Source organism: Achromobacter sp. HNDS-1 (assembly GCF_040084795.1).
Lineage (GTDB): Bacteria > Pseudomonadota > Gammaproteobacteria > Burkholderiales > Burkholderiaceae_B > Achromobacter > Achromobacter ruhlandii.
In genome coordinates this window covers 1,909,003-1,933,619 of sequence record NZ_CP157584.1, presented here as the reverse complement: position 1 = coordinate 1,933,619, position 24,617 = coordinate 1,909,003, and the positions used below count along the sequence as shown (strand labels likewise).

28 protein-coding genes are annotated in these 24,617 nt (G+C 68.8%); 18 read left to right on the top strand and 10 right to left on the bottom strand.

Annotation, left to right across the window (positions count from 1 at the left end):
• Nucleotides 1-5: 5 nt before the first annotated feature.
• The 3 genes from phnC (at nt 6) to phnE (ending at nt 2,730) form a co-directional block, all read left to right on the top strand.
• Entirely contained in the window at nt 6-848 is an 843-nt protein-coding gene (gene phnC / locus ABFG95_RS08875) for a phosphonate ABC transporter ATP-binding protein (protein ID WP_063585256.1), read from the top strand.
• A gap of 29 nt (nt 849-877) precedes the next feature.
• A complete protein-coding gene (phnD, locus tag ABFG95_RS08870) occupies nt 878-1,858 on the top strand; it encodes a phosphonate ABC transporter substrate-binding protein (RefSeq protein ID WP_049075533.1) in 981 nt (326 codons plus the stop codon).
• Nucleotides 1,859-1,935: 77 nt separating this feature from the next.
• Nucleotides 1,936-2,730 (top strand): phosphonate ABC transporter, permease protein PhnE, encoded by a 795-nt coding sequence (gene phnE, locus ABFG95_RS08865; RefSeq protein WP_020926712.1) that lies wholly within the window; start codon nt 1,936-1,938, stop codon nt 2,728-2,730.
• A gap of 31 nt (nt 2,731-2,761) precedes the next feature.
• On the opposite strand, the gene ABFG95_RS08860 is transcribed toward phnE, so the two are convergent.
• From ABFG95_RS08860 to ABFG95_RS08850, 3 genes are read right to left on the bottom strand one after another with little or no spacing between them, the layout of a single operon-like run.
• Nucleotides 2,762-3,253, bottom strand: coding sequence for a GAF domain-containing protein (locus tag ABFG95_RS08860; RefSeq protein WP_348995772.1), 492 nt, complete (start codon nt 3,251-3,253; stop codon nt 2,762-2,764).
• Complete coding sequence (locus tag ABFG95_RS08855) at nt 3,250-4,221, bottom strand: tripartite tricarboxylate transporter substrate binding protein (RefSeq protein ID WP_059272371.1); 972 nt, start codon at nt 4,219-4,221, stop codon at nt 3,250-3,252. Before ABFG95_RS08855 ends, ABFG95_RS08860 begins: the two co-directional genes overlap by 4 nt.
• Nucleotides 4,222-4,277: 56 nt before the next feature.
• Nucleotides 4,278-6,110, bottom strand: a complete 1,833-nt coding sequence (locus tag ABFG95_RS08850; RefSeq protein WP_348995771.1) for a gamma-glutamyltransferase family protein — start codon at nt 6,108-6,110, stop codon at nt 4,278-4,280.
• Nucleotides 6,111-6,216: 106 nt separating this feature from the next.
• Between ABFG95_RS08850 and ABFG95_RS08845 the strand changes: the two genes are divergently transcribed.
• The gene (locus tag ABFG95_RS08845) at nt 6,217-7,176 is read left to right on the top strand and encodes a LysR substrate-binding domain-containing protein (RefSeq protein WP_054417153.1); all 960 of its coding nucleotides are present in this window, start codon (nt 6,217-6,219) and stop codon (nt 7,174-7,176) included.
• Nucleotides 7,177-7,237: 61 nt separating this feature from the next.
• Here the strand turns inward: ABFG95_RS08845 and phnN are convergent, their stop codons facing one another.
• The 4 genes from phnN to phnF all read right to left on the bottom strand — a co-directional run bounded on the left by phnN (nt 7,238) and on the right by phnF (nt 10,576).
• Complete coding sequence (gene phnN, locus ABFG95_RS08840; protein ID WP_348995770.1) at nt 7,238-7,816, bottom strand: phosphonate metabolism protein/1,5-bisphosphokinase (PRPP-forming) PhnN; 579 nt, start codon at nt 7,814-7,816, stop codon at nt 7,238-7,240.
• Nucleotides 7,813-8,556, bottom strand: coding sequence for a DUF1045 domain-containing protein (locus tag ABFG95_RS08835; RefSeq protein WP_278993452.1), 744 nt, complete (start codon nt 8,554-8,556; stop codon nt 7,813-7,815). The genes phnN and ABFG95_RS08835 overlap by 4 nt, the downstream gene beginning before the upstream one ends.
• A 2-nt stretch (nt 8,557-8,558) precedes the next feature.
• Nucleotides 8,559-9,755 carry an alpha-D-ribose 1-methylphosphonate 5-triphosphate diphosphatase gene (locus ABFG95_RS08830; protein WP_059272368.1) on the bottom strand — a complete coding sequence of 399 codons (1,197 nt, stop codon included), beginning with the start codon at nt 9,753-9,755 and terminating at the stop codon, nt 8,559-8,561.
• Nucleotides 9,756-9,853: 98 nt separating this feature from the next.
• Complete coding sequence (gene phnF / locus ABFG95_RS08825) at nt 9,854-10,576, bottom strand: phosphonate metabolism transcriptional regulator PhnF (RefSeq protein ID WP_049075519.1); 723 nt, start codon at nt 10,574-10,576, stop codon at nt 9,854-9,856.
• A 184-nt stretch (nt 10,577-10,760) separates the two neighbouring features.
• Here phnF and phnG point away from each other — a divergent pair, with 184 nt between their 5' ends.
• The 9 genes from phnG to ABFG95_RS08780 all read left to right on the top strand — a co-directional run bounded on the left by phnG (nt 10,761) and on the right by ABFG95_RS08780 (nt 17,664).
• Complete coding sequence (gene phnG, locus ABFG95_RS08820; protein ID WP_348995769.1) at nt 10,761-11,231, top strand: phosphonate C-P lyase system protein PhnG; 471 nt, start codon at nt 10,761-10,763, stop codon at nt 11,229-11,231.
• A gap of 1 nt (nt 11,232) precedes the next feature.
• On the top strand, nt 11,233-11,850 hold the full coding sequence (gene phnH, locus ABFG95_RS08815; protein WP_059272366.1) for a phosphonate C-P lyase system protein PhnH: 618 nt from the start codon (nt 11,233-11,235) through the stop codon (nt 11,848-11,850).
• A 1-nt stretch (nt 11,851) separates the two neighbouring features.
• Nucleotides 11,852-12,967 (top strand): carbon-phosphorus lyase complex subunit PhnI, encoded by a 1,116-nt coding sequence (locus tag ABFG95_RS08810; protein ID WP_049075513.1) that lies wholly within the window; start codon nt 11,852-11,854, stop codon nt 12,965-12,967.
• A complete protein-coding gene (locus ABFG95_RS08805; protein ID WP_063585252.1) occupies nt 12,964-13,854 on the top strand; it encodes an alpha-D-ribose 1-methylphosphonate 5-phosphate C-P-lyase PhnJ in 891 nt (296 codons plus the stop codon). The genes ABFG95_RS08810 and ABFG95_RS08805 overlap by 4 nt, the downstream gene beginning before the upstream one ends.
• Nucleotides 13,851-14,627 (top strand): phosphonate C-P lyase system protein PhnK, encoded by a 777-nt coding sequence (gene phnK, locus ABFG95_RS08800; protein ID WP_049075507.1) that lies wholly within the window; start codon nt 13,851-13,853, stop codon nt 14,625-14,627. Before ABFG95_RS08805 ends, phnK begins: the two co-directional genes overlap by 4 nt.
• Before the next feature lie 2 nt (nt 14,628-14,629).
• A complete protein-coding gene (gene phnL, locus ABFG95_RS08795; protein ID WP_169536226.1) occupies nt 14,630-15,346 on the top strand; it encodes a phosphonate C-P lyase system protein PhnL in 717 nt (238 codons plus the stop codon).
• Between the two features lie 2 nt (nt 15,347-15,348).
• Nucleotides 15,349-16,548, top strand: coding sequence for an alpha-D-ribose 1-methylphosphonate 5-triphosphate diphosphatase (locus tag ABFG95_RS08790; RefSeq protein WP_348995768.1), 1,200 nt, complete (start codon nt 15,349-15,351; stop codon nt 16,546-16,548).
• 17 nt (nt 16,549-16,565) lie between these two features.
• A complete protein-coding gene (locus ABFG95_RS08785; protein ID WP_348995767.1) occupies nt 16,566-17,108 on the top strand; it encodes an MOSC domain-containing protein in 543 nt (180 codons plus the stop codon).
• Nucleotides 17,109-17,229: 121 nt separating this feature from the next.
• The gene (locus ABFG95_RS08780; protein WP_049075499.1) at nt 17,230-17,664 is read left to right on the top strand and encodes a hypothetical protein; all 435 of its coding nucleotides are present in this window, start codon (nt 17,230-17,232) and stop codon (nt 17,662-17,664) included.
• 38 nt (nt 17,665-17,702) lie between these two features.
• On the opposite strand, the gene ABFG95_RS08775 is transcribed toward ABFG95_RS08780, so the two are convergent.
• A complete protein-coding gene (locus ABFG95_RS08775) occupies nt 17,703-18,080 on the bottom strand; it encodes a hypothetical protein (protein ID WP_049075497.1) in 378 nt (125 codons plus the stop codon).
• A gap of 177 nt (nt 18,081-18,257) precedes the next feature.
• On the bottom strand, nt 18,258-19,544 hold the full coding sequence (locus ABFG95_RS08770) for a dicarboxylate/amino acid:cation symporter (RefSeq protein WP_049075495.1): 1,287 nt from the start codon (nt 19,542-19,544) through the stop codon (nt 18,258-18,260).
• A 304-nt stretch (nt 19,545-19,848) separates the two neighbouring features.
• On the opposite strand from ABFG95_RS08770, the gene ABFG95_RS08765 reads away from it, so the two are divergent.
• Together ABFG95_RS08765 and fba are read left to right on the top strand one after the other, a co-directional pair.
• The gene (locus ABFG95_RS08765) at nt 19,849-20,748 is read left to right on the top strand and encodes an SMP-30/gluconolactonase/LRE family protein (RefSeq protein ID WP_278991291.1); all 900 of its coding nucleotides are present in this window, start codon (nt 19,849-19,851) and stop codon (nt 20,746-20,748) included.
• A 200-nt stretch (nt 20,749-20,948) separates the two neighbouring features.
• Nucleotides 20,949-22,013, top strand: coding sequence for a class II fructose-bisphosphate aldolase (gene fba, locus ABFG95_RS08760; RefSeq protein ID WP_068980116.1), 1,065 nt, complete (start codon nt 20,949-20,951; stop codon nt 22,011-22,013).
• 85 nt (nt 22,014-22,098) lie between these two features.
• On the opposite strand, the gene ABFG95_RS08755 is transcribed toward fba, so the two are convergent.
• The gene (locus ABFG95_RS08755; protein ID WP_020926728.1) at nt 22,099-22,554 is read right to left on the bottom strand and encodes a GFA family protein; all 456 of its coding nucleotides are present in this window, start codon (nt 22,552-22,554) and stop codon (nt 22,099-22,101) included.
• Between the two features lie 172 nt (nt 22,555-22,726).
• Here ABFG95_RS08755 and ABFG95_RS08750 point away from each other — a divergent pair, with 172 nt between their 5' ends.
• From ABFG95_RS08750 to ABFG95_RS08740, 3 genes are all read left to right on the top strand, one after another.
• Nucleotides 22,727-23,608: a phosphoribosylaminoimidazolesuccinocarboxamide synthase gene (locus ABFG95_RS08750; RefSeq protein WP_049075485.1), complete on the top strand. Its 882-nt coding sequence runs from the start codon at nt 22,727-22,729 to the stop codon at nt 23,606-23,608.
• Nucleotides 23,609-23,857: 249 nt separating this feature from the next.
• Entirely contained in the window at nt 23,858-24,016 is a 159-nt protein-coding gene (locus ABFG95_RS08745) for a DUF5993 family protein (RefSeq protein ID WP_006390808.1), read from the top strand.
• 10 nt (nt 24,017-24,026) lie between these two features.
• Entirely contained in the window at nt 24,027-24,599 is a 573-nt protein-coding gene (locus tag ABFG95_RS08740) for a disulfide bond formation protein B (protein WP_348995766.1), read from the top strand.
• Nucleotides 24,600-24,617: the final 18 nt, after the last annotated feature.

Below are 24,617 nucleotides of genomic sequence, written 5' to 3'. Positions count from 1 at the left end.
CAACGATGACCTACGCCATCGAAGTACAGGGGCTGAGCAAGTCCTTCCATCCCGGCGCCCGGGCGCTGGATAACGTCGACCTGCGCGTGGCCGACGGCGAGATGGTGGCGCTGCTGGGCGCCTCGGGCTCCGGCAAGTCCACCCTGCTGCGCCACCTGGCCGGCTTCGTGGTCGGCGATGCCGGGCAGGGCAGCGTCACGGTCAACGGCCAGTTGATCCAGCGCCATGGCCGCCTGTCGCGGAATGTGCGCGCGGCCCGCGCCGGCATCGGCTTCGTGTTCCAGCAATTCAACCTGGTGGGCCGCCTGCCGGTCATCACCAACGTGCTGACCGGCCTGCTGCCGAGGGTGCCGATGTGGCGCAGCCTGACGCGCGTGTTCCTGCGGGCCGAAGTGCGCCAGGGGCTCGACGCGCTTGCCCAGGTTGGTATAGACGACTACGCATTTCAGCGCGCCTCGACGCTGTCCGGCGGCCAGCAGCAGCGCGCCGCCATCGCCCGCACGCTGGTGCAGAACGCCCGCGTGATCCTGGCCGATGAACCGATCGCCTCGCTCGATCCGGAATCCTCGCGCCGCGTGATGGACACGCTGGCGCACATCAACCGCAGCCGCAAGGTGGCCGTGGTGGTGTCGCTGCACCAGGTTGATGTGGCGTTGCGCTACTGCCCGCGCGTGGTGGCGCTGCGCCACGGCAAGGTGGTCTACGACGGCCCCTCGGCCGAGCTGACGCCGGCCATGCTGCGCGACCTGTACGGCTCGGAACTGAGCGAGCTGCTTCCCGAATACACGCCCCAAGCCCAGCCCCTGCCGGGCCTGGCGCCGCTTTCCCAACAGGCCTACGCGGCCTGACCTTACCCGTTCCCTACCCGGAGCTTTCCATGCTACGCAGAACCTTTGTTGCCCTGATCGCCGCTGCCGCCTTGTCCACGCAAGTCCATGCGCAAGACGCCAAGACGCTGAACTTCGGCATCATCTCGACGGAATCGTCGACCAACCTGAAGTCGGTCTGGCAGCCGGTCATCGACGACCTGAGCCGCGCCATCGGCGTGCCGGTCAAACCGTTCTTCGCTTCGGACTACGCCGGCATCATCGAAGGCATGCGCTTCAACAAGGTGCAGCTGGCCTGGTACGGCAACAAGTCGGCCATCGAGGCGGTGGACCGCGCCAGCGGCGAAGTGTTCGCGTCCGTCATCGACAAGGATGGCAACCCGGGCTACTGGTCGCTGCTGATCGTCAACAAGGACAGCGACATCAAGTCCCTGGACGACCTGCTCAAGCGCCGCGGCCAGCTGACCTACGGCGCCGGCGACCCCAACTCGACCTCGGGCACCGCCGTGCCGGGCTACTACCTGTGGGCCGCCAACAAGATCGAACCCAAGACCTTCTTCAAGGCCGTGCGCGTCAGCAACCACGAAACCAATCTGCTGTCGGTCATCAACAAGCAGGTCGACGTGGCCGTCAACAACACCGAGGCGCTGGAGCGCTATCGCCTGAGCACCGGCAAGGACGCCAACGACAGCGTGCGCATCCTGTGGAAGTCGCCGCTGATCCCGGCCGACCCGCTGGTCATGCGCACCGATCTGCCGGCCGACATGAAGGCCAAGATCCGCGACTTCTTCGTCAACTACGGCAAGGGCAAGGACGCCGCGCGCGAAATGGCCAACCTGAAGGCGCTGACCTATCAGGGCTTCCGTGCCTCGGACAACCAGCAGCTGGTGCCGATCCGCCAGATCGAACTGGCGCGTGAAAAGGCCAAGATCGAGGCCGATGCCACCATCGGCCAGGCCGAGAAGCAGAAGCAGTTGGCCGACCTGGACGCCAAGCTGGCCAGCCTGGGCCAACCGACCGCCAAGCAGTAACGATGCCACGCGGCGCTGGCGCTTGCCCCTCAAGCGCCGGCGCCGCGTCCATCCGATTTTTCTATTCCGGAATCCCCATGACCCTGGCCGTGCCTTCTTCCCGTTCCCCCGCCGCCCCGCGCTCGTCGCTGCCGGTCCTGCTCGTATGGGCCTTTGTGCTGGCGCTGCTGGTCATGTCGTGGCGTGGCGCCGACATGCGGCCGCTGGACCTGCTGCGGGACTCGGGCAATATGGCCCAGTTCGCTGCCGACTTCTTTCCGCCCAATTTCCGCGACTGGCGCATGTACCTGGACGAGATGATCGTGACGGTGCAGATCGCCGTGTGGGGCACGTTCCTGGCGATCGTGGTGGCGGTGCCGCTGGGGTTGCTGTGCTCGTCGAACATGGTGCCGGCCTGGGTCTACCAGCCGATGCGGCGCCTGATGGACGCCTGCCGCGCCATCAATGAAATGGTGTTCGCGATGTTGTTCATCGTGGCGGTGGGCCTGGGGCCCTTCGCCGGCGTGCTGGCGCTGTGGGTGCACACCACCGGCGTGCTGGCCAAGCTGTTCTCCGAGGCGGTCGAGGCCATCGACCCGCGTCCGGTGGAAGGCGTGCGCGCCACCGGCGCCAATGCGCTCGAAGAGATCGTCTACGGCGTGATCCCGCAGGTGCTGCCGCTGTGGATCTCGTACTCGCTGTACCGCTTCGAGTCGAACGTGCGCTCGGCCTCGGTGGTGGGCATTGTCGGCGCCGGCGGCATCGGCACCGTGCTGTGGGAAATCATCCGCAGCTTCCGCTACGCCGAGACCTGCGCGGTGATGATCATCATCGTCGGCTTCGTGGTGGTGATCGACATGGCCTCGGCCCGCATCCGCCGCGCGCTGATCTGAGCCCGGGGCGCGCCGAGGCGCGCCCCGCATTTCAACCGGCCGGCGTCAGCGCCAGGAAGGCCGGCAGGGCCAGCAGGCCCGCCAGCCGGGCGGCGGCGATGTCGGCCGGCGTCAGCGCCGCGCGCGGCATCAGGAAGTTGACGGTGCCCAGGCAGGCGCCGTCGAACACCACCGGCACGTTGATCACCGATCGCAGGCCGAGCGCCTGGATCGCGTCATGGTCGTCGAAGAATTCGCGGATCGCGTCGACGCCCTCGCCGATGAAGACCTGGCGTTCGAGCAGCACGTGGCGGCCCCAGGCCGTGCCGCGCTTGTCCTTGCTCCCGCCGGGCGGATAGGCGGCGGGGTTCGAACTGTACAGCCGCACCACCCGCATGCGTTCGGCATCATGGCGGTTGATGGTGCAAAGCGTGTGCGCCAGCGTGGCGTGGGCATGCGCGTCGAGCGCGGCGAAAGCGGCCGGGGCCGAGGCCCCGTCATAGGCCAGCGCCAGGCGTTCGAGGGGGTCGGACGTGAGGCTCATTCGGCGGTGATTCCCAGTTCCTTGATCAGCTTGCCGTACTTGTCGGCGTCGCGCGCCAGCACCTGGCCGAACTGCTCCGGGGTGGTGTCCAGCAGCAGCACGCCCATGTCGCCCATCTTCTTGACCACGTCGGGCCGCTTGAGGATCTTGTTGATCTCCTGGTTCAGGCGCGTGGTCAGTTCGGGCGGCATGCCGGCCGGGCCGAAGGCGCCGTACCAGACCGACAGTTCATAGCCGGGCAGGGTCTCGGCCACGGTCGGCACCTCGGGCAGCAGCGGCGAACGCTGTTCCTCGGTGACGGCCAGCAGCTTGAGCTTGCCGGTCTGCACGTGCGGCAGGGTCTGGGTGCCGGCGCTGAACAGCACCTGGGTGCGGCCGGCCACCGTATCCAGCACAGCCGGCGCGCCGCCGCGGTAGGGGATGTGCATCATCTTCACGCCGGCGGCCTTCTCGAACAGCGCGGCGCTCAGGTGATTGGTCGAGCCCTGGCCGGCCGAGGCGTAGGCCACCTTGTCAGGATTGGCCTTGACGTAGTCGATGAATTCCTTGACGTTGCTGGCCGGCACCGAGGGATGCACCACCATCGTATTGGTGACCAGCGCCAATTCGGCGATGGGCGTGAAGTCCTTGACGCCGTCGAACGGCATGTTGCCGTACAGCGCCTGGTTCATGGTGTGGGTGCTCATCGAGCCGACCAGCAGCGTATAACCGTCGGGCTTGGCGCGCGCCACGAAGGTGCTGCCGATGTTGCCCGAGGCGCCCGAGCGGTTCTCGACGATGACGGGCTGGCCCAGCGACTGCGTCAGGCCTTCGGACAGCACGCGCGCCAGGATGTCGGTGGAGCCGCCGGCGGCCCACGGCACGATCAGCGTGATCGGCTTTTCGGGCCAGGCGGCGTGCGCCAGCACGGGCGCGGCGCAGGCCAGGGTCAGGGCGCAGGCGCGCAACAGTCGTCGGATGGTCTTCATGGTGTTTACCCCTTGTGATGTGGCCGGTCTGTGCGCCGGCTGGATGGAAAAATGGTTCATCGGCCGACCGCGTAGCCCTGCATGCCGCGCGGGTTGGCGGCGGCGCGCAGCAGCAGGCCGCCGCCGGCCGCCGGTTCGCGGGTGCAGGCGCTGATGCGGCCTTCGGACCAGTCGGGGCCGACGCGCACGTCGTGGCCGGCCTCGCGCAGCGCCTGCCGCGTGGCCTCGGGCAGGCGGCCTTCGACGGTCAGGCGGTTCAGCGTCAGCGAACGCGGCCAGAACGAGCCCGGGAAATGGTCGATGTGCCAGGACGGCGCGTCGATCGCCGCCTGCAGGTTCAGGCCCATGGCGTGGCGCAGGAAGAAGGACACGGTCCACTGGTCCTGCTGGTCGCCGCCGGGCGTGCCGAAGGCCATGTAGGGCAGGCCGTCGCGCAGCGCCAGGCCGGGCGACAGCGTGGTGCAGGGCCGCTTGCCGGGTTGCAGCTGGCCGGGCACGCCCTCGTCCAGCCAGGTCATCTGCAATCGCGTGGTGAGCGGGAAGCCCAGCGCCGGCACCACCGGACTTGACGACAGCCAGCCGCCGGACGGCGTGGCCGCGACCATGTTGCCGTCGCGGTCGATGACGTCGATCTGGCAGGTGTCGCCGACGAAGATCTCGCGAGCGGCCCATTCCGCCACCGGCGGCAGCGCCGCGAAGGTCGGCTCGCCCACGCCGAAGCGGGTGTCGGACGCGGCCAGGGTGCGGGCGGCGGCTTCCAGGTCGGGCAGGCGCGGCGCGCGGCCCCCGGGGGAGCCGGGCTGCAGCGTGGTGGCGGCGCGCGGGCCGATGGCGGCGGCGCGCGCGCGGGCGTAGTCGTCGCTCAACAGCGCGGCCAACGGCACGTCGACGAAATCGGGATCGCCGTACCAGGCGGCGCGGTCGGCGAAGGCCAGCTTGGCGGCCTCGGCGATGCGGTGCACGAATTGCGGCGAGGCCGGGTCCAGTCCGTCCATTTGCAGGTGGCGCAGCAGCGCCAGCTGCTGCAGGTGCACCGGGCCTTGGGACCAGACGCCGCACTTGGCCACCGTGTAGCGGCCGTATTGCAGCGTGACCGGATCGTCGTAGCGGGCGCGCCAGTCGGCCAGGTCGGCCTTGCGCAGCAGGCCGCGATTGCGCTGGCCGGTGGTGTCGCGTACGGCTTCATGGGTGTAGTAGGCGTCAATCTCGTCGGCGACGAAGCCGCGATACCAGACGGCCAGCGCGGCGTCGATGCGGCCATTGCGGTCGGTCGCCGCCGCGTGCGCCTCGTCCAGGATGCGGGTGTAGGTGGCGGCGATGGCCGGCGTGCGCAGCAGCGCGCCGGGCGCGGGCACCTTGCCGTCGGGCAGCCAGACGGCGGCCGAGCTGGTCCATTCGTCGCGGAACAGGGCCTGCACCGCCAGGATGGCCTGCGAGATGCGCGGCACCAGCGGGAAGCCGTTGCGGGCGTAGTCGATGGCCGGGCGCAGCACGTCGGCCAGTTCCCAGGTGCCGTAGTCGCGCAGCATCGTCAACCAGGCGCCGAAAGCGCCGGGCACGGTGGCGGGCAGCAGGCCGATGCCGGGCACCAGGTCTACGCCGAGTCCGCGGAAGTAGGCCGGCGTTGCCAGCGCCGGCGCGGGCCCCTGGCCGCACAGCGCGCGCATGCGGCCTTCGCGTTCGCTCCACAGCAGGATCGGCACTTCGCCGCCGGGGCCGTTCAGGTGCGGCTCGACGATCTGCAGCGTGAAGCCGCCGGCCACGGCGGCGTCGAAGGCGTTGCCGCCGCGCTCCAGCACGCCCATGGCGACCTGCGACGCCAGCCAGTGGGTGGATGAGGCGACGCCGAAAGTGCCGCGGATTTCGGGGCGGGTGGTGAAGTCGGACATGGGCGGTCGGGCGGGATGGGGATACGGCGCAGTATAGGATTGTGAAATAACTGATGTACCCATTGTTGGCATAATTGAATAACCAATCAGTTATGAGTAGACCGCCTTGACCTGGGACGCCGCCCGACTCGCCAACCGCCTGCGCCACCGCCATCTGGTGTTGCTGGCGAATATCGCCAAGCACGGCACGCTGACCCGCGTGGCGGCCGCCACCGGCATCAGCCAGCCCGCCGCCACCAAGGCGCTGGCCGAGCTCGAGGACATCTTCGGCGCGCCGCTATTCCTGCGCACCGGGCGCGGCATGCAGCCCACGCCGCTGGGCGAACTGGCGCTGGTGCGGGCCCGCCGCATGCAGGGCGACCTGGACCTGTGGGCGCGCGAGGTCGAGGCGCTGCACGACGGCCGCGCGGCGCATCTGCATGTCGGTGTGGTGCCGTACGTGTCCAGCGCGCTGCTGACCGCCGCCATCGGCCGGCTGCACCAGCGCCACGGCGTGACCCTGACGCTGCACCGCGCCACCACCGACCACCTGGTGCCGATGCTGCGGCGGCACGAGCTCGATTGCATCATCAGCCGGGCGACTTCGACCCTGGCGCAGGATGACCTGACCCATCGCGTGCTGTACCGCCAGCGGCCGCGCCTGATCGCGCACAGCCGATTGGCGCAGCGCCTGGCGCGGCGCGAGGCGGATTGGCCGGCGGTGGCGCGGATGGATTGGGTGCTGCCGGCGGTCAACACGCCGACGCGCCAGCTGATCGTCGAGCACTTCATCCGCGCCGGCCTGCGTTCGCCGGCGCCGGTGCTGGAAGCCTATTCCACCGATGTGATCGAGGGCATGCTGAGCGCCAACCCCGCGCTCATGTCGGTGGTGCCCGAGGACATCGCGCGCGAGCTGTGCCAGCGCGGCAAGCTGGGCATGGTGCCGTGGGACTTTGGCTGGGAGTTGCCGCCGATCAACCTGATCCGCCGCCGGCGCGAGCAGGCGCTGGCGGCGGAGGAATGCTTTTCCGACATCCTGCTGGAGCTGTGCGCCGACCTGGGGCCGGACGCTCGACCGCGGGCGTAAGGCGCCCGGCTGGAGCGGCCGTGGCGTCGCGGCGGGCGTTTCGCGGCGATGCCGGCGCGGGCTACGCGATCAGGCGGCCGCGGGCGATATCCAGCAGTTCGGCGGTGGCGGCTTCCGGCGCGCCGTTGTTGCCGACACGCAGCAGGCGGCAGCCCTCGGGGACGGGGAAGTCCTGCGCGGCGCGTTGCAGGCGCAGGGCGATCTGTTCGGGCGTTTCGCGGCCGCGCGCCGCCAGCCGCCGCGCCAGTTGCGCGGGGTCGACCGTGATCTCGACCGCGGTCAGCGCCGGATAGCGCCGGTGCGCCTCGGCCAGGTGCGCGCGCGAACCATTGATGATGACGGCCGCGCCGCCCTCCAGCCAGGCGTCGACCTCGATGCCGATGCCGTAGCGCAGGCCATGGCTGGCCCAGTGCAGGGCGAAACAGCCCAGTGCCGCGCGGCGCGCGAATTCCTCGGCGCTCAGGCACAGTGCGTCTTCGGTGGCGCCGCTGTCGCGCGTGATGTAGCGGTGCGCCACCAGCACCGGTTCGTTGTCGCGCAGTCCGGCGCGCAGCCGCCGCAGCAGGGTGTCCTTGCCGCTGCCGGAGGCGCCCATCAGGTAGACCAGGCGTTCGCCGCTGGCGGGAACGGGCGGGTTCATGCCGTCGCCGGTCCTTGCAGGTAGGCCGCGCCCGCCGCGTCGACGTGGCCGCCATCGAAGGGATAGTGGCGCGCGACGATGAAGTCGGCGCCCGCTTGCGGCTGGACATAGACGCTGACGCCGGGCACCGCCATGGGCTGGCCGCGCAGCGGATCGGCGAACGCCGCGATGCCGGCCCGCGCCTGCTCCAGCGCGGCGCCGTCGAGCTTGCCGGTCAGCGTGATGTGGAAGGTGAAGGTGTCGAACACATAGGGGTAGCCCCAGCGCGCCAGCATGGCTTGCTGTTCGGACGACAGCGCGTGCGCCTGGCGCCGGGCCAGTTCGTCGGCGGTGGCGGGCGCGCGCAGGTCGTCCAGGCCGCGCACGGCGGCGGCGGCCAGGGCGTTGATGCGGGCGCGGCCCTCCGCGTCGGTGGCGGCGATGCGCCAGGCCAGGAAGCCGCGCAGCGGCTCGCATTCGAGCTGGATGGCGAAGGCGCTGTCGCCGGCGGCGAGTTGGCGCGCGGCGGCGTCGACGTCCCGCGGCGTGGCGCCGGCGCGCAGACGGAACGGCGGCTTCAGGGTGGCGTGCAGGCCGTAATGGCGCGGCGCCTCGGTCCAGTCGCGCGCGGCCTCGGGCTGGCCGGGCAGCGGCGGCAGGGCCGCGCCGGTGTCGGCGCAGCGGCCCAGCCAGCGGCTGCCGAGTTCACGCCAGGGGCCGGTGGGGGCCAGGTATAGCGCATAGCGGTGGGCCGACGGCATGATCAGGCCGCCATGCGCTGATTGTGGTCGTCGCCGAAGGCACGGGTGGCGTAGCGCAGCTCGCCGCCGACGATGGCGGCGCAGACGCGCGGCAGGCCGGGCACGTGATCGTCGACCACGATGGCGTCGGCGATCAGTCCGGGCGCCAGCGCGCCGCGATCCCGCAGGCCGGCGGCGCGGGCCGGGTTCAGCGACACCAGGTTCCAGGCTTGTTCCAGCGGCAGCACGCCGTCGTTGGCCAGACGCAGCACGGCGGCCAGCGGCGCGGGATAGTAGTAGTCGGAGGTCAGGATGTCGCACAGGCCGGCGCGGATCATTTCAGTGGCGCTGGGGGCGTTGGTGTGGCTGCCGCCGCGCACCACGTTGGGCGCGCCGAAGACGACCGAGTTGCCCAGGTCGCGGGCCACGCTGGCGGCGTCGCGCGTCAGCGGGAACTCCGCCACGCCGCAACCGAGCTGGTGGTAATAGCGGCGGGTGGCGGCGTCGGGGTCGTCGTGCGAGGCGACCCGCAGTCCGGCGGCCTGCGCGCTGGCGGTCAGCTCGCGCATGGCGTCGGCCACGGAGTCGGCCGCGCCCATGGCGCGGCGGATGCGTTCCTGGAAGGTGTCCAGGTCGCATTCGGCGCGGTCGGCGTACTGCAGCAGCTTGCGGTCGTCGCCCAGGCGGCGCGCCATGCTGGGCAGGTGGTCGTTGAGCGCCAGGAAGCGTACGCGGCCGTCGCGGATCCATTGCTGCGCGGTCTCGACCCCGCCCACGTGGTGGGTCTCGAACCGCAGGTGTACATAGTGGCGCGCGCCCATGATGGGTCCCATGCGCTCGAGCGCCGCGAACATGCGTTCGGCGTAGGCCTCGCCGCGCAGGCCGCCTTCCCAGGACAGGGTGACGCCGTGGAATTCGGTGGTGATGCCGTTGGCCAGCAATTGGCGGTCGACGTCGAACAAGGCGCCGTCGTAGGGGAAAGTGACGCTGGGGCGCGGCATGATGGCGCGTTCGAAGGCGTCGCCATGCAGGTCGACGATGCCGGGCAGCACCAGCAGATTGCCGGCGTCGAACCAGGCCGCGCCGCGCGCGGCCGCGTTGCTGGCGTCGTCGATCAGTCCTCCATGGAATCGCAGGCTGGCGTGTTCGATGCCGCGCGGGGTCAGGATACGTTGGCCTGTGACACCGGCCAGGGGCGAGGGGGCGTGTGCTGGGTTCATGAATGGAAAGTTAGCGGCGTAGCATTACAACCAGATGTCTAGATGAGTGGAATCACAGGGCGGCGCAAGCGGCCGCGCGCGGCCGCCGCGCATCGTCCTCAACTGTCGTCGGCCACCATGAGCTGGACCAGGTCGCCGACGAAACGGGTGATGCTGTATTGCAACGGCGCGCCGGCCTGGTCCACGTTCAGGGCTTCCACTTGCAGGATCGGGCGCGTCTTGGGCTGCCCCAGGATGCGCGCCACTTCCGGCGACGGCAGGGTGGCGGTGATGCGCGACCATTTTCGGGTGTAGTCGCCGATGTCATAGTGGGCGTAGACCTTCGAGACCGAGCGCAGCGCGTTCAGGCGCTCGATGAAGTCGGGGAAGCGCTTTTCATCGAAGTAGTGCTCGGAGGTGCTGATGGGGCGGTTCTCGGCCTTGCCCACCATCTGCACCCGCAGCAGCGGGGCATTGCGCGCCAGGCCCAGGTGTTTGGCGATGTCGGCGGCGCGCAGTGTCTGGCTGCCCAGGGCTTCGAGGTGCCCCAGCATGCCCTGGCTGCGCAGGTTCTCGGAAAAGCGCGTGCGCTTGCCGATGGCGTAGTCGATGGCGTGTTCCTGCACGAAGGTGCCGCGCCCCTGCTCGATGCGCACCAGCCCGCTCTGTTCCAACTCGCCCATGGCGCGCCGGATGGTGTGGCGATTGACGGAGAACTTGGCGGCCAGCTCCGGTTCGGAGGGCAACTGTTCGCCCGCCATGTACAGCTTGTTGCGGATGTCGTCCGCCAGCGATTCGCCAATCTGTCGCCACACGGCGATACCGGAACCTCTTTCGACCATGGGATGTGCTCGTGCTGTCATATCAGCTTCATCAAGAATGGCTGTGATTGTGCACCAAGCGGCGGACGCGGGATAGGCAATGCGTCCCCGCCGCAACTGTCATCAAAAATTCACGCCAGGCTGTTGAACTTGCTTCCGAACGCGATCATACTCCATCCAGTCGTCTAGACGTTTAGAGGAAAAAATGGACCATCCACAAACCGCGCCGGGGGAAATCCAGGCGCAACGGGCCGCCTGGATGCGGGTGTTGGCACTGGCCGCCCCCGCCATGCTGGAAGGGGCCTTCGGCTCGCTCGGCGGGGTGCCCCCGCATCAGATGCTGCGCCCGGCGCAGACCGGCATGGCCATGGTGCGGGCCCGGGGCGGCGGCACTGGCGCGCGTTTCAACCTGGGCGAAATGACGGTGACACGTTGCGCCGTCAGCCTGGACAACGGCGTGGTCGGCATCGCCTACGTGCAGGGCCGTTCGCTGCGCCATGCCGAGCAGGCCGCGGTGGCCGACGCGCTGCTGCAACTGCCCGATTGGCACGACACGGTGCAGGCGCAGCTGATCCAGCCGCTGGCGCGCGAGCGCGCCGAGCGCGTCGAGCGCCAGGCGCGCGTCGCCGCGCAGACCAAGGTCGAATTCTTCACGATGGTGCGAGGCGAGGACTGACATGCATCAAGAACTTCTTGGCGCGGCCGCCGCGAGCCGCAAGCTGCTGCCGGGCTTCGCGGACCCGGTGAACGACGCGCAGGCCACCTTCCGCACCGCGCTCAACGCCATGGCGCATCCGGGCCGCGTGTACGAAGTGGCCGCCGCCAGCGGCGTGCCGGCCGGCCTGTCGCCGGCGCTGACCGCGCTGCTGCTGACGCTGGTGGACGTGGACACGCCGCTGTGGCTGCCGCAGGGCCTGGACGCCGGCGTGCTCGACTTCCTGCGTTTCCATTGCGCCTGCCCAATGGTGCCGTCGGCCTCCCTGGCGCGATTCGCGGCGGTGCCGGCGGGCGCCAGCGCGCCCACGCTAGCGTCGTGCCATCCCGGCGACCCGGCCTATCCGGACCTGTCCACCACGCTGCTGATCGAGGTCGCGTCGCTGGACGCCGGCGCCGAGGTCACGCTGACCGGCCCCGGCATCCAGAGCCGCCAGGCGCTGCGCGCCGCCGGCCTGCCGGACGGCTTCTGGCGCGACTGGCGCATCAACCATCAACGTTTTCCGCTGGGCGTCGACGTGTTCCTGACGCACGGGCGGCAACTGTGCGCGCTGCCTCGCGGCACGCGCGTGGAGAGCTGACATGTATGTAGCCGTCAAAGGGGGCGAACGCGCCATCCTCAATTCCTACCGCATGCTGGACGACTATCGGCGCGGCGACCGGGCCCTGCCCGAACTGAGCCTGGACCAGATCCGCGAACAGATGCCGCTGGCGGTGTCGCGCGTGATGGCCGAAGGCTCGCTCTACGATCCGCAACTGGCGGCGCTGGCGCTCAAGCAGGCCGCCGGCGACGTGATCGAAGCGGTGTTCCTGCTGCGCGCCTACCGCACCACGCTGTCGCGCTACGGCTACACCCAGCCGATCGACACCGGCGCCATGCGCCTGCAGCGCCGCATCTCGTCCACCTTCAAGGACGTGCCCGGCGGCCAGATCCTCGGGCCGACCTACGACTACACCCAGCGCCTGCTGGACTTCTCGCTGGAGGCCGAGCGCGAGGCCGACGCCCTGCCGGCGGGCGGCGAGCCGCTGGACAGCGCCATGCCGCGCGTCACCGACCTGCTGGCGCACGACGACCTGATCGACGCCGAGGCGGTGCCCGAGGGCGATCCCGAGCCGTTCGACCTGACGCGCCAGCCGCTGGACTTCCCGGCCTCGCGCGCCGCTCGCCTGCAGAATCTGGCGCGCGCCGACGAGGGCTTCCTCTTGTCGATGGGCTATTCCACGCAGCGCGGCTACGGCAACACGCACCCGTTCGCCGCCGAGATCCGCTACGGTTTCGTGGAAGTCGAGATGCACATCGAGGAACTGGGTTTCGCCGTCACGGTGGGCGAGATCGAGATCACCGAATGCCAGATGGTGAGCCAGTTCGCCGGCAACGCCGAGGAAGGCCCCAAGTTCACCCGCGGCTATGGCCTGACCTTCGGCTATGGCGAGCGCAAGGCCATGTCGATGGCGCTGGTGGACCGCGCCCTGAAGGCGCAGGAACTCGGCGAACGCGCCGACTCGCCTGCCAATGACCATGAGTTCGTGCTGTACCACAGCGACAACGTCGAGGCCTCCGGCTTCGTGCAGCACTTGAAGCTGCCGCACTACGTGGACTTCCAGGCCAACCTGGAACTGCTGCGCCGCCTGCGCGCCGAGCGCGCCGCGCCGGCCCCCGAGAACACCCGCCAGCTGGACGAGGCCATTTCCTCATGACGACTTCCCCCACTCCCGGCGCCGCGGTCGAACGCGACGAGCACTACAACTTCGCCTACCTGGACGAGTCCACCAAGCGCATGCTGCGCCGCGCGCTGCTCAAGGCGGTGGCGATTCCCGGCTACCAGGTGCCGTTCGGCAGCCGCGAGATGCCGCTGCCCTATGGCTGGGGCACGGGCGGCATCCAGGTGACCGCGTCGATCATCGGCCCGGGCGACGTGCTCAAGGTGATCGACCAGGGCTCGGACGACACCACCAACGCCATCAACATTCGCCGCTTCTTCGGCCGGGTGACCGGCGTGGCCACGACCGAATCGACCCGCGACGCCAGCATCGTGCAGACGCGCCACCGCATTCCGGAAACGCCGCTGCGGGCCGACCAGATCATGGTGTTCCAGGTGCCGATCCCCGAGCCGCTGCGCTGGCTCGAGCCGAGCGAGACCGAGACCCGCACCATGCACGCGCTGGCCGAATATGGCGGCATGCACGTCAAGCTGTACGAGGACATCGCCCAGCATGGCCACATCGCCACCACCTACGACTATCCCGTGATCGTCAATGACCGCTACATGATGCGGCCGTCGCCGATCCCGAAGTTCGACAACCCCAAGCTGGACAACAGCCCGGCGCTGATGCTGTTCGGCGCCGGCCGCGAGAAGCGGGTCTATGCGGTGCCGCCTTACACCCGGGTCAAGAGCCTGGACTTCGAGGACCATCCCTTCACCGTGGAGAAGTGGTCGGAATGCTGCGACGTGTGCGGCTCGCGCGACAGCTTCCTCGACGAGATCATCCTGGACGATGCCGGCACCCGCCGCTTCGTCTGCTCCGATACCGAATACTGCAACGACCGCCAGGCCGCGCAAGCCGAAAAGGAAGCCACCGCATGAACGCCCAACCCTTGCTTTCCGTGCGCGGCATGACGCGCACCTGGGACGGCGTGCACGGTTGCCGCAACGTCAGTTTCGATCTGTTCCCCGGCGAAGTGCTGTGCGTGGTGGGCGAATCCGGTTCCGGCAAGAGCACGTTGCTGTCGGCGGTGTCGTACCAGACCGCGCCCGACGCCGGCAGCGTCTGGTACGACACCCGCGACCAGGGTTTCACCGACCTGGCCGCGCTGTCCGGCGCGCGCCTGCGGCTGCTGGCCCGCACCGACTGGGGATTCGTGCGCCAGAACGCCCGCGACGGCCTGCGCATGCAGGTCAGCGCCGGCGCCAACATCGCCGAGCGCCTGATGGCGGTGGGCGACCGCCACTACGGCGAGTTGCGCCAGGCCGCGGGCAGCTGGCTGCGGAAGATGGAGATCGACGTCGGCCGCCTGGATGACGCGCCGGCTTCTTTCTCCGGCGGCATGCAGCAGCGCCTGCAGATTGCCCGCAACCTGGTGACCCATCCGCGCCTGGTGTTCATGGACGAGCCGACCGCGTCGCTCGACGTCTCGGTGCAGGCGCGCCTGCTGGACCTGCTGCGTCAGCTGGTGACCGACCTGGGCCTGGCCGCCATCGTCGTCACCCATGATCTGGCGGTGGCGCGCCTGCTGGCGCACCGCACCCTGGTGATGCGCGGCGGCGAGGTGGTCGAAAGCGGCCTGACCGACCAGATCCTCGACGATCCGCAGCATCCCTACACCCAGTTGCTGGTGTCTTCCATTTTGCAGAGCTGACCATGACTGTCGCGAAACCCATGATCGAGGTGCGGGGCCTCGGAAAGATGTTCACCTTGCATAACCAGGGCGGCATCCGCCTGCCGGTGCTGGAAGCGGTCGATTTCGACGCCGCCGCCGGCGACTGCCTGGTGCTGGCCGGCCCGTCGGGCACCGGCAAGAGCACCTTGCTGCGCTGCCTGTACGGCAATTACCTGGCCACCGAAGGCAGCATCCGCGTGCGCGCCGGCGATGACTGGGTCGAACTGGTCGGCGCGCCCGAGCAGCGCATCCTGGCGCTGCGGCGCGACGTCATTGGCTACGTCAGCCAGTTCCTGCGGGTGATCCCGCGCGTGTCGGCGCTGGACGTGGTGGCCGAGCCGCTGCGCATGGCCGGCGTCGAGCCGGACGAGGCCCGCGAGCGCGCCGGCGCCATGCTGCGGCGCCTGAACGTGCCGCAGCGCCTGTGGGGACTGGCGCCCGCCACCTTCTCGGGCGGCGAACAGCAGCGCGTCAACATCGCCCGCGGCTTCATCGCCCGGCATCCCATCCTGCTGCTGGACGAGCCGACGGCGTCGCTGGACCCGGACAACCGCGCGGTGGTGATGGCGCTGATCCATGAGGCGCGCGCCGCCGGCCGTTGCCTCCTGGGCATTTTCCACGACGCCGAAGTGCGCGACGCCGTGGCGTCCCGAATCCTGGCCTTGCGCCCCGCGCAGACCGCCGTCGAACTGGAGTGAGCATGACCAGCACCTACCTGACCCACGCCCGCGTCGTGCTGCCGGACCGCGTGCTGGAAGACAGCGCCGTCCTGATCGAGGACGGCGTCATCGCCGCCATCGCGCCCGACGGCGCCCGCGCCGCCCACGAGATCGACCTGCGCGGCCTGACGCTGGTGCCGGGGCTGGTCGACCTGCATTGCGACGCCATCGAAAAGGAAGCCGAGCCGCGCTCGAAGGTGCTGTTCCCGCTGGACTTCGCGGTGGCCCAGGTGGACCGTCGCAACGCCGCGGCCGGCATCACCACGCCCTACCATGCGCTGTCGTTCGCCAACAGCGACCTGGGCGTGCGCAACAACGAGACCGCCGCCCAGGTGGTACGCGGCGTGCGCGCCTTCCGCCAGCACAGCCTGGTCGACAACCGCGTGCACTGCCGCTACGAAATCACCGACGCGACCTCGGTGCCGGTGCTGCGACAGCTGATGGACGAAGGCGCGGTGGACCTGCTGTCGGTGATGGACCACTCGCCCGGCCAGGGCCAGTTCAAGACGCTGGAGTCGTACCTGCAATACATGATCGGCAACCACGCCATGAGCCGCGAGCAGGCCGAAGCGGCCGCGCAGGCCAAGGCCCGCGCCAAGGATGGCGCGGTGCAGCGGGTCGAGACCCTGCTGGCGCACGCGCGCGGCCTGGGCATCCCGACCGCCAGCCATGACGACGATTCGATCCATCGCATCGCCACCATGCGCAACCTGGGCGTGGCGATGAGCGAATTCCCGATCACGCTGCACACCGCCCGCGCCGCCGTCTCCTGCGGCCTGCCCACCATCCTGGGCGCGCCCAACGTGCTGCGCGGCAAGAGCCAGAGCGGCTCGATGCGCGCCATCGACGCGATCCGCGCCGGCGTGGCGAGCTGCCTGTGCTCGGACTACCAGCCCTCGACGCTGATCGCCGCGGCCTTCGCTGTGGCGGCGCAGACCGACCTGACGCTGCCGCAGGCGCTGGCGCTGGTCACCGCCAATCCGGCCGATGCCTGCGGCCTGTCGGATCGCGGCCGCATCGCGGTGGGACTGCGCGCCGACCTGGTGGCGGTGGCGCAGGTCGGCGCGTTGCCGCTCATCAGCTACACCTGGAGCGCCGGCCGGCTGGTGTTCTCGACCCACTATCCGTCCGCCCGCCTGCCGGCGCCTGCCGCCGAAGCGCGCGGCCTGGTGGCGGCTTGATCCGGCGGGAGCAAAGCATGGGGGCGATCGTGACCGCCGTGGCCGCCAGCGCGGCGCACGGCTTTTCCAAGCAGGTGCGCCCGGCCATCGTGCTGCGGCAGGGCGAGGGCGTGGAGGGCGATGCCCATGCCGGCGTGACGGTCAGGCATCGTTCGCGCGTCAAGGTCGATCCGACCCAGCCCAACCTGCGCCAGGTGCACCTGATTCATGGCGAACTGCACGACGAACTGCAGGCGGCCGGCTTCAATGTGGCCGAAGGGACGATGGGCGAGAACATCACCACCCGCGGCATCGATCTGCTGGGCCTGCCGCGCGGCGCGTGCCTGCACATCGGGCCGCAGGCGGTGGTGCAGGTCACTGGCCTGCGCAACCCTTGTTCGCAACTGGACCACTACCAGAAGGGGCTGACCGCCGCCGTGCTCGGGCGCGACGCCGCTGGCGGCCTGATCCGCAAGGCCGGGGTCATGTGCATCGTGCTGGCCGGCGGCGCGGTGCGGGCCGGGGATGCCATCCGGGTGGCGTTGCCGGCGCCGCCGCATCTGCCCCTCGAACGGGTCTGACGGCGCCCGGCGACAAACCTTGTCGCCGGACAAGCGGCGGACACGCGCATCTGGTTAAATGGGTAACGACGAGGTGGCCGCGGCTTGCGCGGCCCGTCTCCCTTATTTTCCGGAGCGCACGATGGCACGATTCAATTTCACCCAGGACCCCGAAGAACCCGATCTCTGGGCCGCGGAAAACGTGCCCGTGGGCGAGGGCCGCCCGCCGATCCACGTCATGGTCCAGACCGACGGCGAAGAGCCGGATGGCGCGGCTTCCAAGGTGGTCAAGGCCATCATCGGCAATCTCGACGAGCAGATCCTGGCCGCGGCCGATTTCCTGCTCGACAACTACTCGTACGAGCACTACAAGAAGCTCGGCATCGAGGACGACCAGCTGTTGCGCGAGGAAACCGCCGAAGCCATGGCCGAGAAGGCCGTGCTGCGCGCGCTGTGGCTGTTCGACGAGGACGGCGATGGTTACGAGCTGTGGTTCACGCTGCCGTGGGACCCCGTCCACACCTACGACGTCGAATTCGAGGACGGCGCCCCGGTGTCGTGCTCGGTCAACGACTGAGCCTTCCTGCCGCGCCGCCTCCCGGGGCGGCCGCGCGTTCAGCGGGCCAGTTCGAAGCGGGTCGCGCGGGCCTCGCCCAGCGACTCGTCATAGCGATAGCGCAGTTTCAGCGCCTTGCCCTTGCGCACGGCGGCCATGTCGGCGCCGTCCAGCGCCACGTCGATCTGGCGGTCGACGAATTCGGTGCAGTCGGTATCGGCGCGCGCGCCCTCGGGGATATCGGCCGCCTTCACATTCAGCCGGAACAACAGATGCGAGACCTCGGTGCCGTCGGTACGGTACTGGCGCATCTGCACGGGTGGGTTGGCAACGGTGCCGGACAGGTCGCAGGCAATGCGGGTCCAGGCGTGGGCGCTGGGCAGGACGGCCATCAGGACGGCCGCCGCGAGCGCGTGGCGCGGGCGTGGCGATTTCATGGCATATGCAATGAGCACCGCCTTGGCGCGGTGCCCTTAAGGGGTGCCGAAGGGCTTCCATGTTGCGCCGGGCGTGTGCGCCGGTCAAGGCCGGCCGCCGCATGAAAAAAGGCCCCGCATCACCTGCGGGGCCTTTGCCGTACTACCGGACAACGCCCTGGCGCGGTCGCGCCGCGTTCAGGCGTCGCGCGTCGCCGTCTGCGTGGCCGGCGCGGACTCGGCGTTTGGCGCCAGGTCCTCTTCCTTGCCTTCCATCTTGGCGATGACGGCGGTGGCCAGGCTGTTGCCGACCACGTTGGTGGCGGTGCGGCCCATGTCGAAGAACTGGTCGATGCCCATGATCAGCAGCAGGCCGGCCTCGGGCAGGTGGAACATCGGCAGCGTCGCCGCCACCACCACCAGCGAAGCGCGCGCCACGCCGGCCATGCCCTTGCTGGTCACCATCAGCACCAGCAGCAGCGTCAGCTGCTGCGAGAAGCTCATCTCGATGTTGTAGGCCTGGGCGATGAACAGCACCGCGAACGACTGGTACATCATCGAGCCGTCCAGGTTGAACGAGTAGCCCAGCGGCAGCACGAAGCCCGAGATGCGCTTGGACACGCCGAAACGCTCCAGCGCCTCGATGGTCTTGGGGTAGGCCGATTCGCTGCTGGCGGTCGAGAAGGCCAGCAGGGTCGGCTCCTTGATCAGGCCGCCCAGGCGGAAAGTGGACTTGCCCAGGAACAGGTAGCCGACGCCGAACAGGATGGCCCACAGCAGCGCCAGGCCCAGGTAGAACTCGCCGATCAGCTTGCCGTAGCTGAGCAGCACGCCCAGGCCCTCGGTGGTGATGGCGGCGGCCATGGCGGCGAACACGCCCAGCGGCGCGAAGCGCATCACGTAGTCGGTGACGCGGAACATGATCTTGGCCAGCTCGTCGATCATGGTGTAGATGGTGTTGTGGCCCTTGCCGCGGATGAACGACAGCGCCGCGCCGAAGAACAGCGAGAACACCAGGATCTGCAGGATCTCGTTGTTGGCCATGGCTTCGGCGATGCTCTTGGGGAACACATGCGCGATGAAGGCCTTGAGGGTGAAGTCGCCGGTCTTCAGGCCCGCCGTGGCGGCCGCGTCGGGCAGCGCCAGGTTCAGGTGCGCGCCGGGCTGGAAGATGTTGACCAGCGCCAGGCCCAGCAGCAGCGAGATGGCCGAGGCGGCGATGAACCAGAACATGGCGCGCAGGCCGATGCGGCCGACGGCGCTGGCGTCGCTCATGCTGGCCAGGCCGGACACCAGGGTGGCGAATACCAGGGGCGCGATGATCATCTTGATCATGCGCAGGAAGATGTCGGTGATGAGGCTGAAGTACGAGGCGATGTCCTTGGCCTCTTGCGCGTTCTGCGCGTACTTGTTGCAGAAATAGCCCACCACGACGCCCAGCACCATGGCAATGCCGATGTAACGCGTCAGCTTCTTAGTATTCATCTTCAAAAACAGGAAAACAGGGACCTGGTCGGTCGGCCGTACAGGCCTTACCCGCCGGCATGGGGCGGGGCGAAACGGTCCAATGACGGATATGCCGGAAGGGACCCGGAGCGGCGCGGGTTAACCCTTGGGGCGCGATGTTAACGCCGCGAACCTGACAGTTAGTTGTCAGGTTGGGGACGGGTCATACCTGACTGCCACGGCTGCCGGGTCATGACAAAATGGTCCGGCCTGGGGCGCTGCGCGCCGCCCGGCGACACAAAAAAAGGGCCATACAGGCCCGCCCCCTATAGGAGACAGAGCTATGCCGAAACGCGAATTGTCCGTGCTGGTGTCGGGGTATACCTACCTGGAAGGCCTGCGCTGGCATGAAGGACGCCTGTGGGCATCCGATTTCTACACGGGCAAGGTGATCGCCGTCGACCTGCAAGGGCGGGCCGAGGTGATCTGCCGGGTGCTGGAACAGCCTTCCGGCCTGGGCTGGCTGCCCGACGGGCGGCTGCTGATCTCTTCCATGAAAGACCGCAAGCTGCTGCGGCGCGAGGCGGACGGCCGGCTGGTGCCCCACGCGGACCTGTCGGCATTGACCGGCGGCCCCATCAACGACCTGGTGGTCGATGCCCAGGGCCGCGCCTACGTCGGCAATTTCGGTTTCGACCTGATGGCCGGCGCGCCTTTCGCCACCACCACCCTGGTGCGGGTGGACCCGGACGGAGTGGCGCAGGTGGTGGCGGACGGATTGTGGTTCCCCAACGGCTCCTTCATCACGCCGGACGGCAAGACCCTGATCGTCAACGAGACCTTCGGCAACCGGATCTCGGAATTCGATATCCTGGCGGACGGCGCGCTGGGGCCGCGGCGCGACTGGGCCCACTTTGGCGCCTTGCCGGATTCCGACGACCTGTCAGTGCTGATCGCGGCCTCGGCCATCGGCCCGGACGGCGGCGCGCTGGACGCCGAGGGCGCGCTGTGGGTGGCCGACGCCATCGGCAAGCGCATTGTGCGGGTGGCGCGCGGCGGCAGGATTTTGGAACAGATCGATACCGGCGAACTAGGCATCTTCGCCGCCGCCCTGGGCGGGCCGGACGGTAGAACGCTGTTCATGGCGGCCGCGCCCGACTTCATCGAGGCCAACCGCCGCGCCAAGCCGGAAGGGCGGATCCTGGTGACCGAGGTGGACGTGCCGCACGCGGGACGGCCCTGAGCGGCGCTGTCCGGCCGCGTCCCGGGGCGATTCCGGCCGGATGGCGGACGCGGCCCGCGCGCGGCTCGGGCGGCCGGTTTAGTCCTGGTGGATAGGGATACCGGCCGTTTCAAGACCTTTCTCTGAATCCCCCGTAAAATCCCCCCATCCCGCTTGATTTCAACCATCTTTCAATCGACAGTACCTAAGGAGGACCACACATGGCCCTAGTCTCCATGCGCCAGTTGCTCGACCACGCCGCCGAGCACGGCTACGGCATTCCGGCATTCAACGTCAATAACCTGGAACAGGTCCAGGCCATCATGGAAGCCGCGGCGGAGACCGACAGCCCGGTGATCATGCAGGCCTCGGCCGGCGCCCGCAAGTACGCCGGCGAAGGCTTCCTGAAGCACCTGATCCAGGCCGCCGTGGAGTCCTACCCGCACATCCCCGTGGTCATGCACCAGGACCACGGCCAGTCGCCCAAGGTCTGCCAGGGCGCCATCGACCTGGGCTTCTCCAGCGTCATGATGGACGGCTCGCTCAAGGAAGACGGCAAGACCATCGCCGACTACGACTACAACGTCGACGTCACCAAGAAGGTGGTGGACGTGGCCCACAAGCTGGGCGTGACGGTCGAAGGCGAACTGGGCTGCCTGGGCTCGCTCGAAACCATGGAAGGCGACAAGGAAGACGGCCACGGCGCCGATGGCAAGCTGACCATGGACCAGCTGCTGACCGACCCGGAGCAGGCCGCCGACTTCGTGCGCCGCACCCAGCTGGACGCCCTGGCCATCGCCATCGGCACCAGCCACGGCGCCTACAAGTTCACGCGCAAGCCCACCGGCGACATCCTGTCGATCGCCCGCATCAAGGAAATCCACGCCCGCCTGCCCAACACCCACCTGGTGATGCACGGCAGCTCCAGCGTGCCGCAGGAACTGCTGGCCGAGATCCGTGAATTCGGCGGCAACATGAAGGAAACCTACGGCGTGCCGGTCGAGGAAATCCAGGAAGCCATCAAGTACGGCGTGCGCAAGATCAATATCGACACCGATATCCGTCTGGCCATGACCGGCGCCATCCGCCGCTTCTTCGCCGAGAACCCCGAGAAGTTCGACCCCCGCGAATACCTGAAGCCGGCCCGCGCCGCCGCCAAGGCGATCTGTGTGGCTCGCTACACCGAGTTCGGCACCGCCGGCAACGCCAGCAAGATCAAGGCCCTGCCGCTGACCGAAATCGCCGCCCAGTACGCCTCGGGCAAGCTGGCCCAGGTGGTGCAGTAAGTCGTCGGCCGCCTCCCTTGCATGGGGGCGGGCAGCAAAAAGGCGGGCCCGCGAGGCCCGCCTTTTTCTTTGCGCGCCGCCCCTGTCAGGCGGGCGGCGCGTTGCGCGGGAAATGCGGCACGGTCCTGTCCACGTGATGCCAGGATGGGGCCGAGTCCGTCCACATGGTGACGCGGGTATGGAAGGCCTCGGGGTCGTCCAGCGAGCCAGCCCGCACCACCTCGTAGCCCATGCCGTCGGAGCCGCCGAACAGCGGCGTGCCACAGTCGGCACAGAAGCTGCGCATGACGGTGTGGCCGGAATCGCCCTGGTAGCGGTGCTCGCGCGCCTTGCCGCGCAGCAGGGTGACCGAGCCGGCCGGCAGGATCAGCGCGTGGGCCGGCGCGCCGCCGCTGGAATACTGGCAATCGCGGCAATGACAGGTGGCCGCCATGATCGGCTCTTCGGTCACCGCGTAGCGCACCGCGCCGCATTGGCAGCCGCCGGTCAGGTGGACCTGCGCGTCGGCGTGGGGCGGGCGTTTCTGGGTTGCATCCTGCATACGACTGTGTCTCCTCCAGGTGAAAAGGGGGCGCCGTGACGCGGTGCGCGGCCGGCGCATTTTTTGGAATCCGGCCAGACTAACCCGGGGCCCGCCGCGCGGCAAGACGGGGCTATTTGCAGTAACCTATGCGCTTTGCGCGACCCCCATTTTTGCCATAGGCCATTTTTCCGTGACTTCTGCTTTGCATCAATCCAGCATCAAGTCCTTGCCGCTGCTGGGCCGCGGTAAGGTCCGCGACATGTACGCGGTGGGCGACGACAAGTTGCTGATCGTCGCGTCGGACCGCATCTCGGCGTTCGACGTCATCCTCGACGATCCCATCCCCGGCAAGGGGCAGGTGCTGACCGAACTGACCGAGTTCTGGCTGCAGAAGCTGGCCCACATCCTGCCGAACCACTCCACTGGCATCAAGCCCGAAGATGTGGTGGCGCCCGATGAAGTCGACCAGGTGCGCGGCCGCGCCGTGGTGGTCAAGCGCCTCAAGCCGATCCTGGTGGAAGCGGTGGCCCGCGGTTACCTGATCGGTTCCGGCTGGAAGGACTACCAGGCCACCGGCGCCGTCTGCGGCATCAAGCTGCCCGCCGGCCTGCAGCAGGCCAGCCAGTTGCCCGAGCCGATCTTCACGCCGGCCGCCAAGGCCGAGTTCGGCATGCACGACGAAAACGTCGATTTTGCCCACGTGGTCAAGGAAGTCGGCCAGGAGATGGCCGAGCGCATCCGCGACGTCACGCTCAAGCTGTATGCCGAGGCCGCCAAATTCGCCGCCACCAAGGGCATCATCATCGCCGACACCAAGTTCGAGTTCGGCCTGGACGACGACGGCACGCTGTACCTGATGGACGAAGTGTTGACGCCCGATTCCTCGCGCTTCTGGCCGGCCGACGGTTACCGCGTGGGCATCAGCCCGCCTTCCTTCGACAAGCAGTTCGTGCGCGACTGGCTCGAGACCCAGACCTGGGACAAGACCCCGCCCGCGCCGCGCCTGCCCCAGGACGTGCTGGAAAAGACCGCCGCCAAGTACCGCGAAGCGCTCGACCGCCTGGTCGCCTGACGCGCGCGCCGCGCCCCCAAGAGCCGCCCGTGAACCGGGCGGTTTTTTTTTGTCCGCGCCGGCCGGACGGTCAGGGAAATCCCTGCTTTTCCGTAAAAATTATTGCGTATTGTTACGCTATACTCGCCGGCAACCTGCATCCGGAGGCCGGCGGCGCGCCCGCGTGGCCTCCTTTCCGCCAACTTGCCGGACGCGGCCCGCTGCCGCCGCCCGGGCGCATCGCCCACCGGACGAAGAAAGGAGCCGCGCATGATCATGATGTTGCCTTTCCTGACCGGCCTGGTCGCCGTGTGGTTCGGTCTGCTGGGCAAGCGCCGTCCCTGCGTCGCCTTCTGGCTGATCACCCTGGGCGTGTTCGCCGCCTGGTGCCAGTTCCACATGACCAGCCCGCTGGCGCTGTCGCTGTAGGCCCGCCGACATGATATTTTCCCGCAATCCCGCGCGCGGCTCGCGCGTGCTTAATGCGCTGGCCCTGCTGGGCGTGACCGCGATCCTGGGACTGGCCTTCGCCTGGCAATTCGCCTACGACGAGCCGCCTTGCCCGCTCTGCCTGCTGCAGCGCGTGGCCTTCATGCTGGCCGGGGTGGGGTTGCTGCTGAACCTGCGGCTGGGCCCGTCGCCCATGCACTACGCCATGACGATTGCCGCCTCGCTCGGCGGCATGGTGGCGGCGGGCCGCCAGGTGCTGCTGCACATCGCGCCGGGCGACCCGGGCTATGGCACGCCGTTCCTGGGCCTGCACTTCTACACCTGGGCTTTTATCGCCTTCTGCGTCCTGATCGTGTTCTGCGTGCTGATGCTGTCGGTGGATCGCAAATGGGGCGACAATATGCTCAAGCGGCCGGTGTCGGTGCTGGGTGTGATCATCATGGCCCTGTTTTCCATCCTGGTGCTCGCCAACCTGGGCAGCACCACGCTGCAATGCGGTTTCGGGCCCTGCCCGGACAATCCCACCGGCTATCTCTGGCTGGGTTCGGGCGATACGCCATAGGGGTGGCGCCGGCGCCGG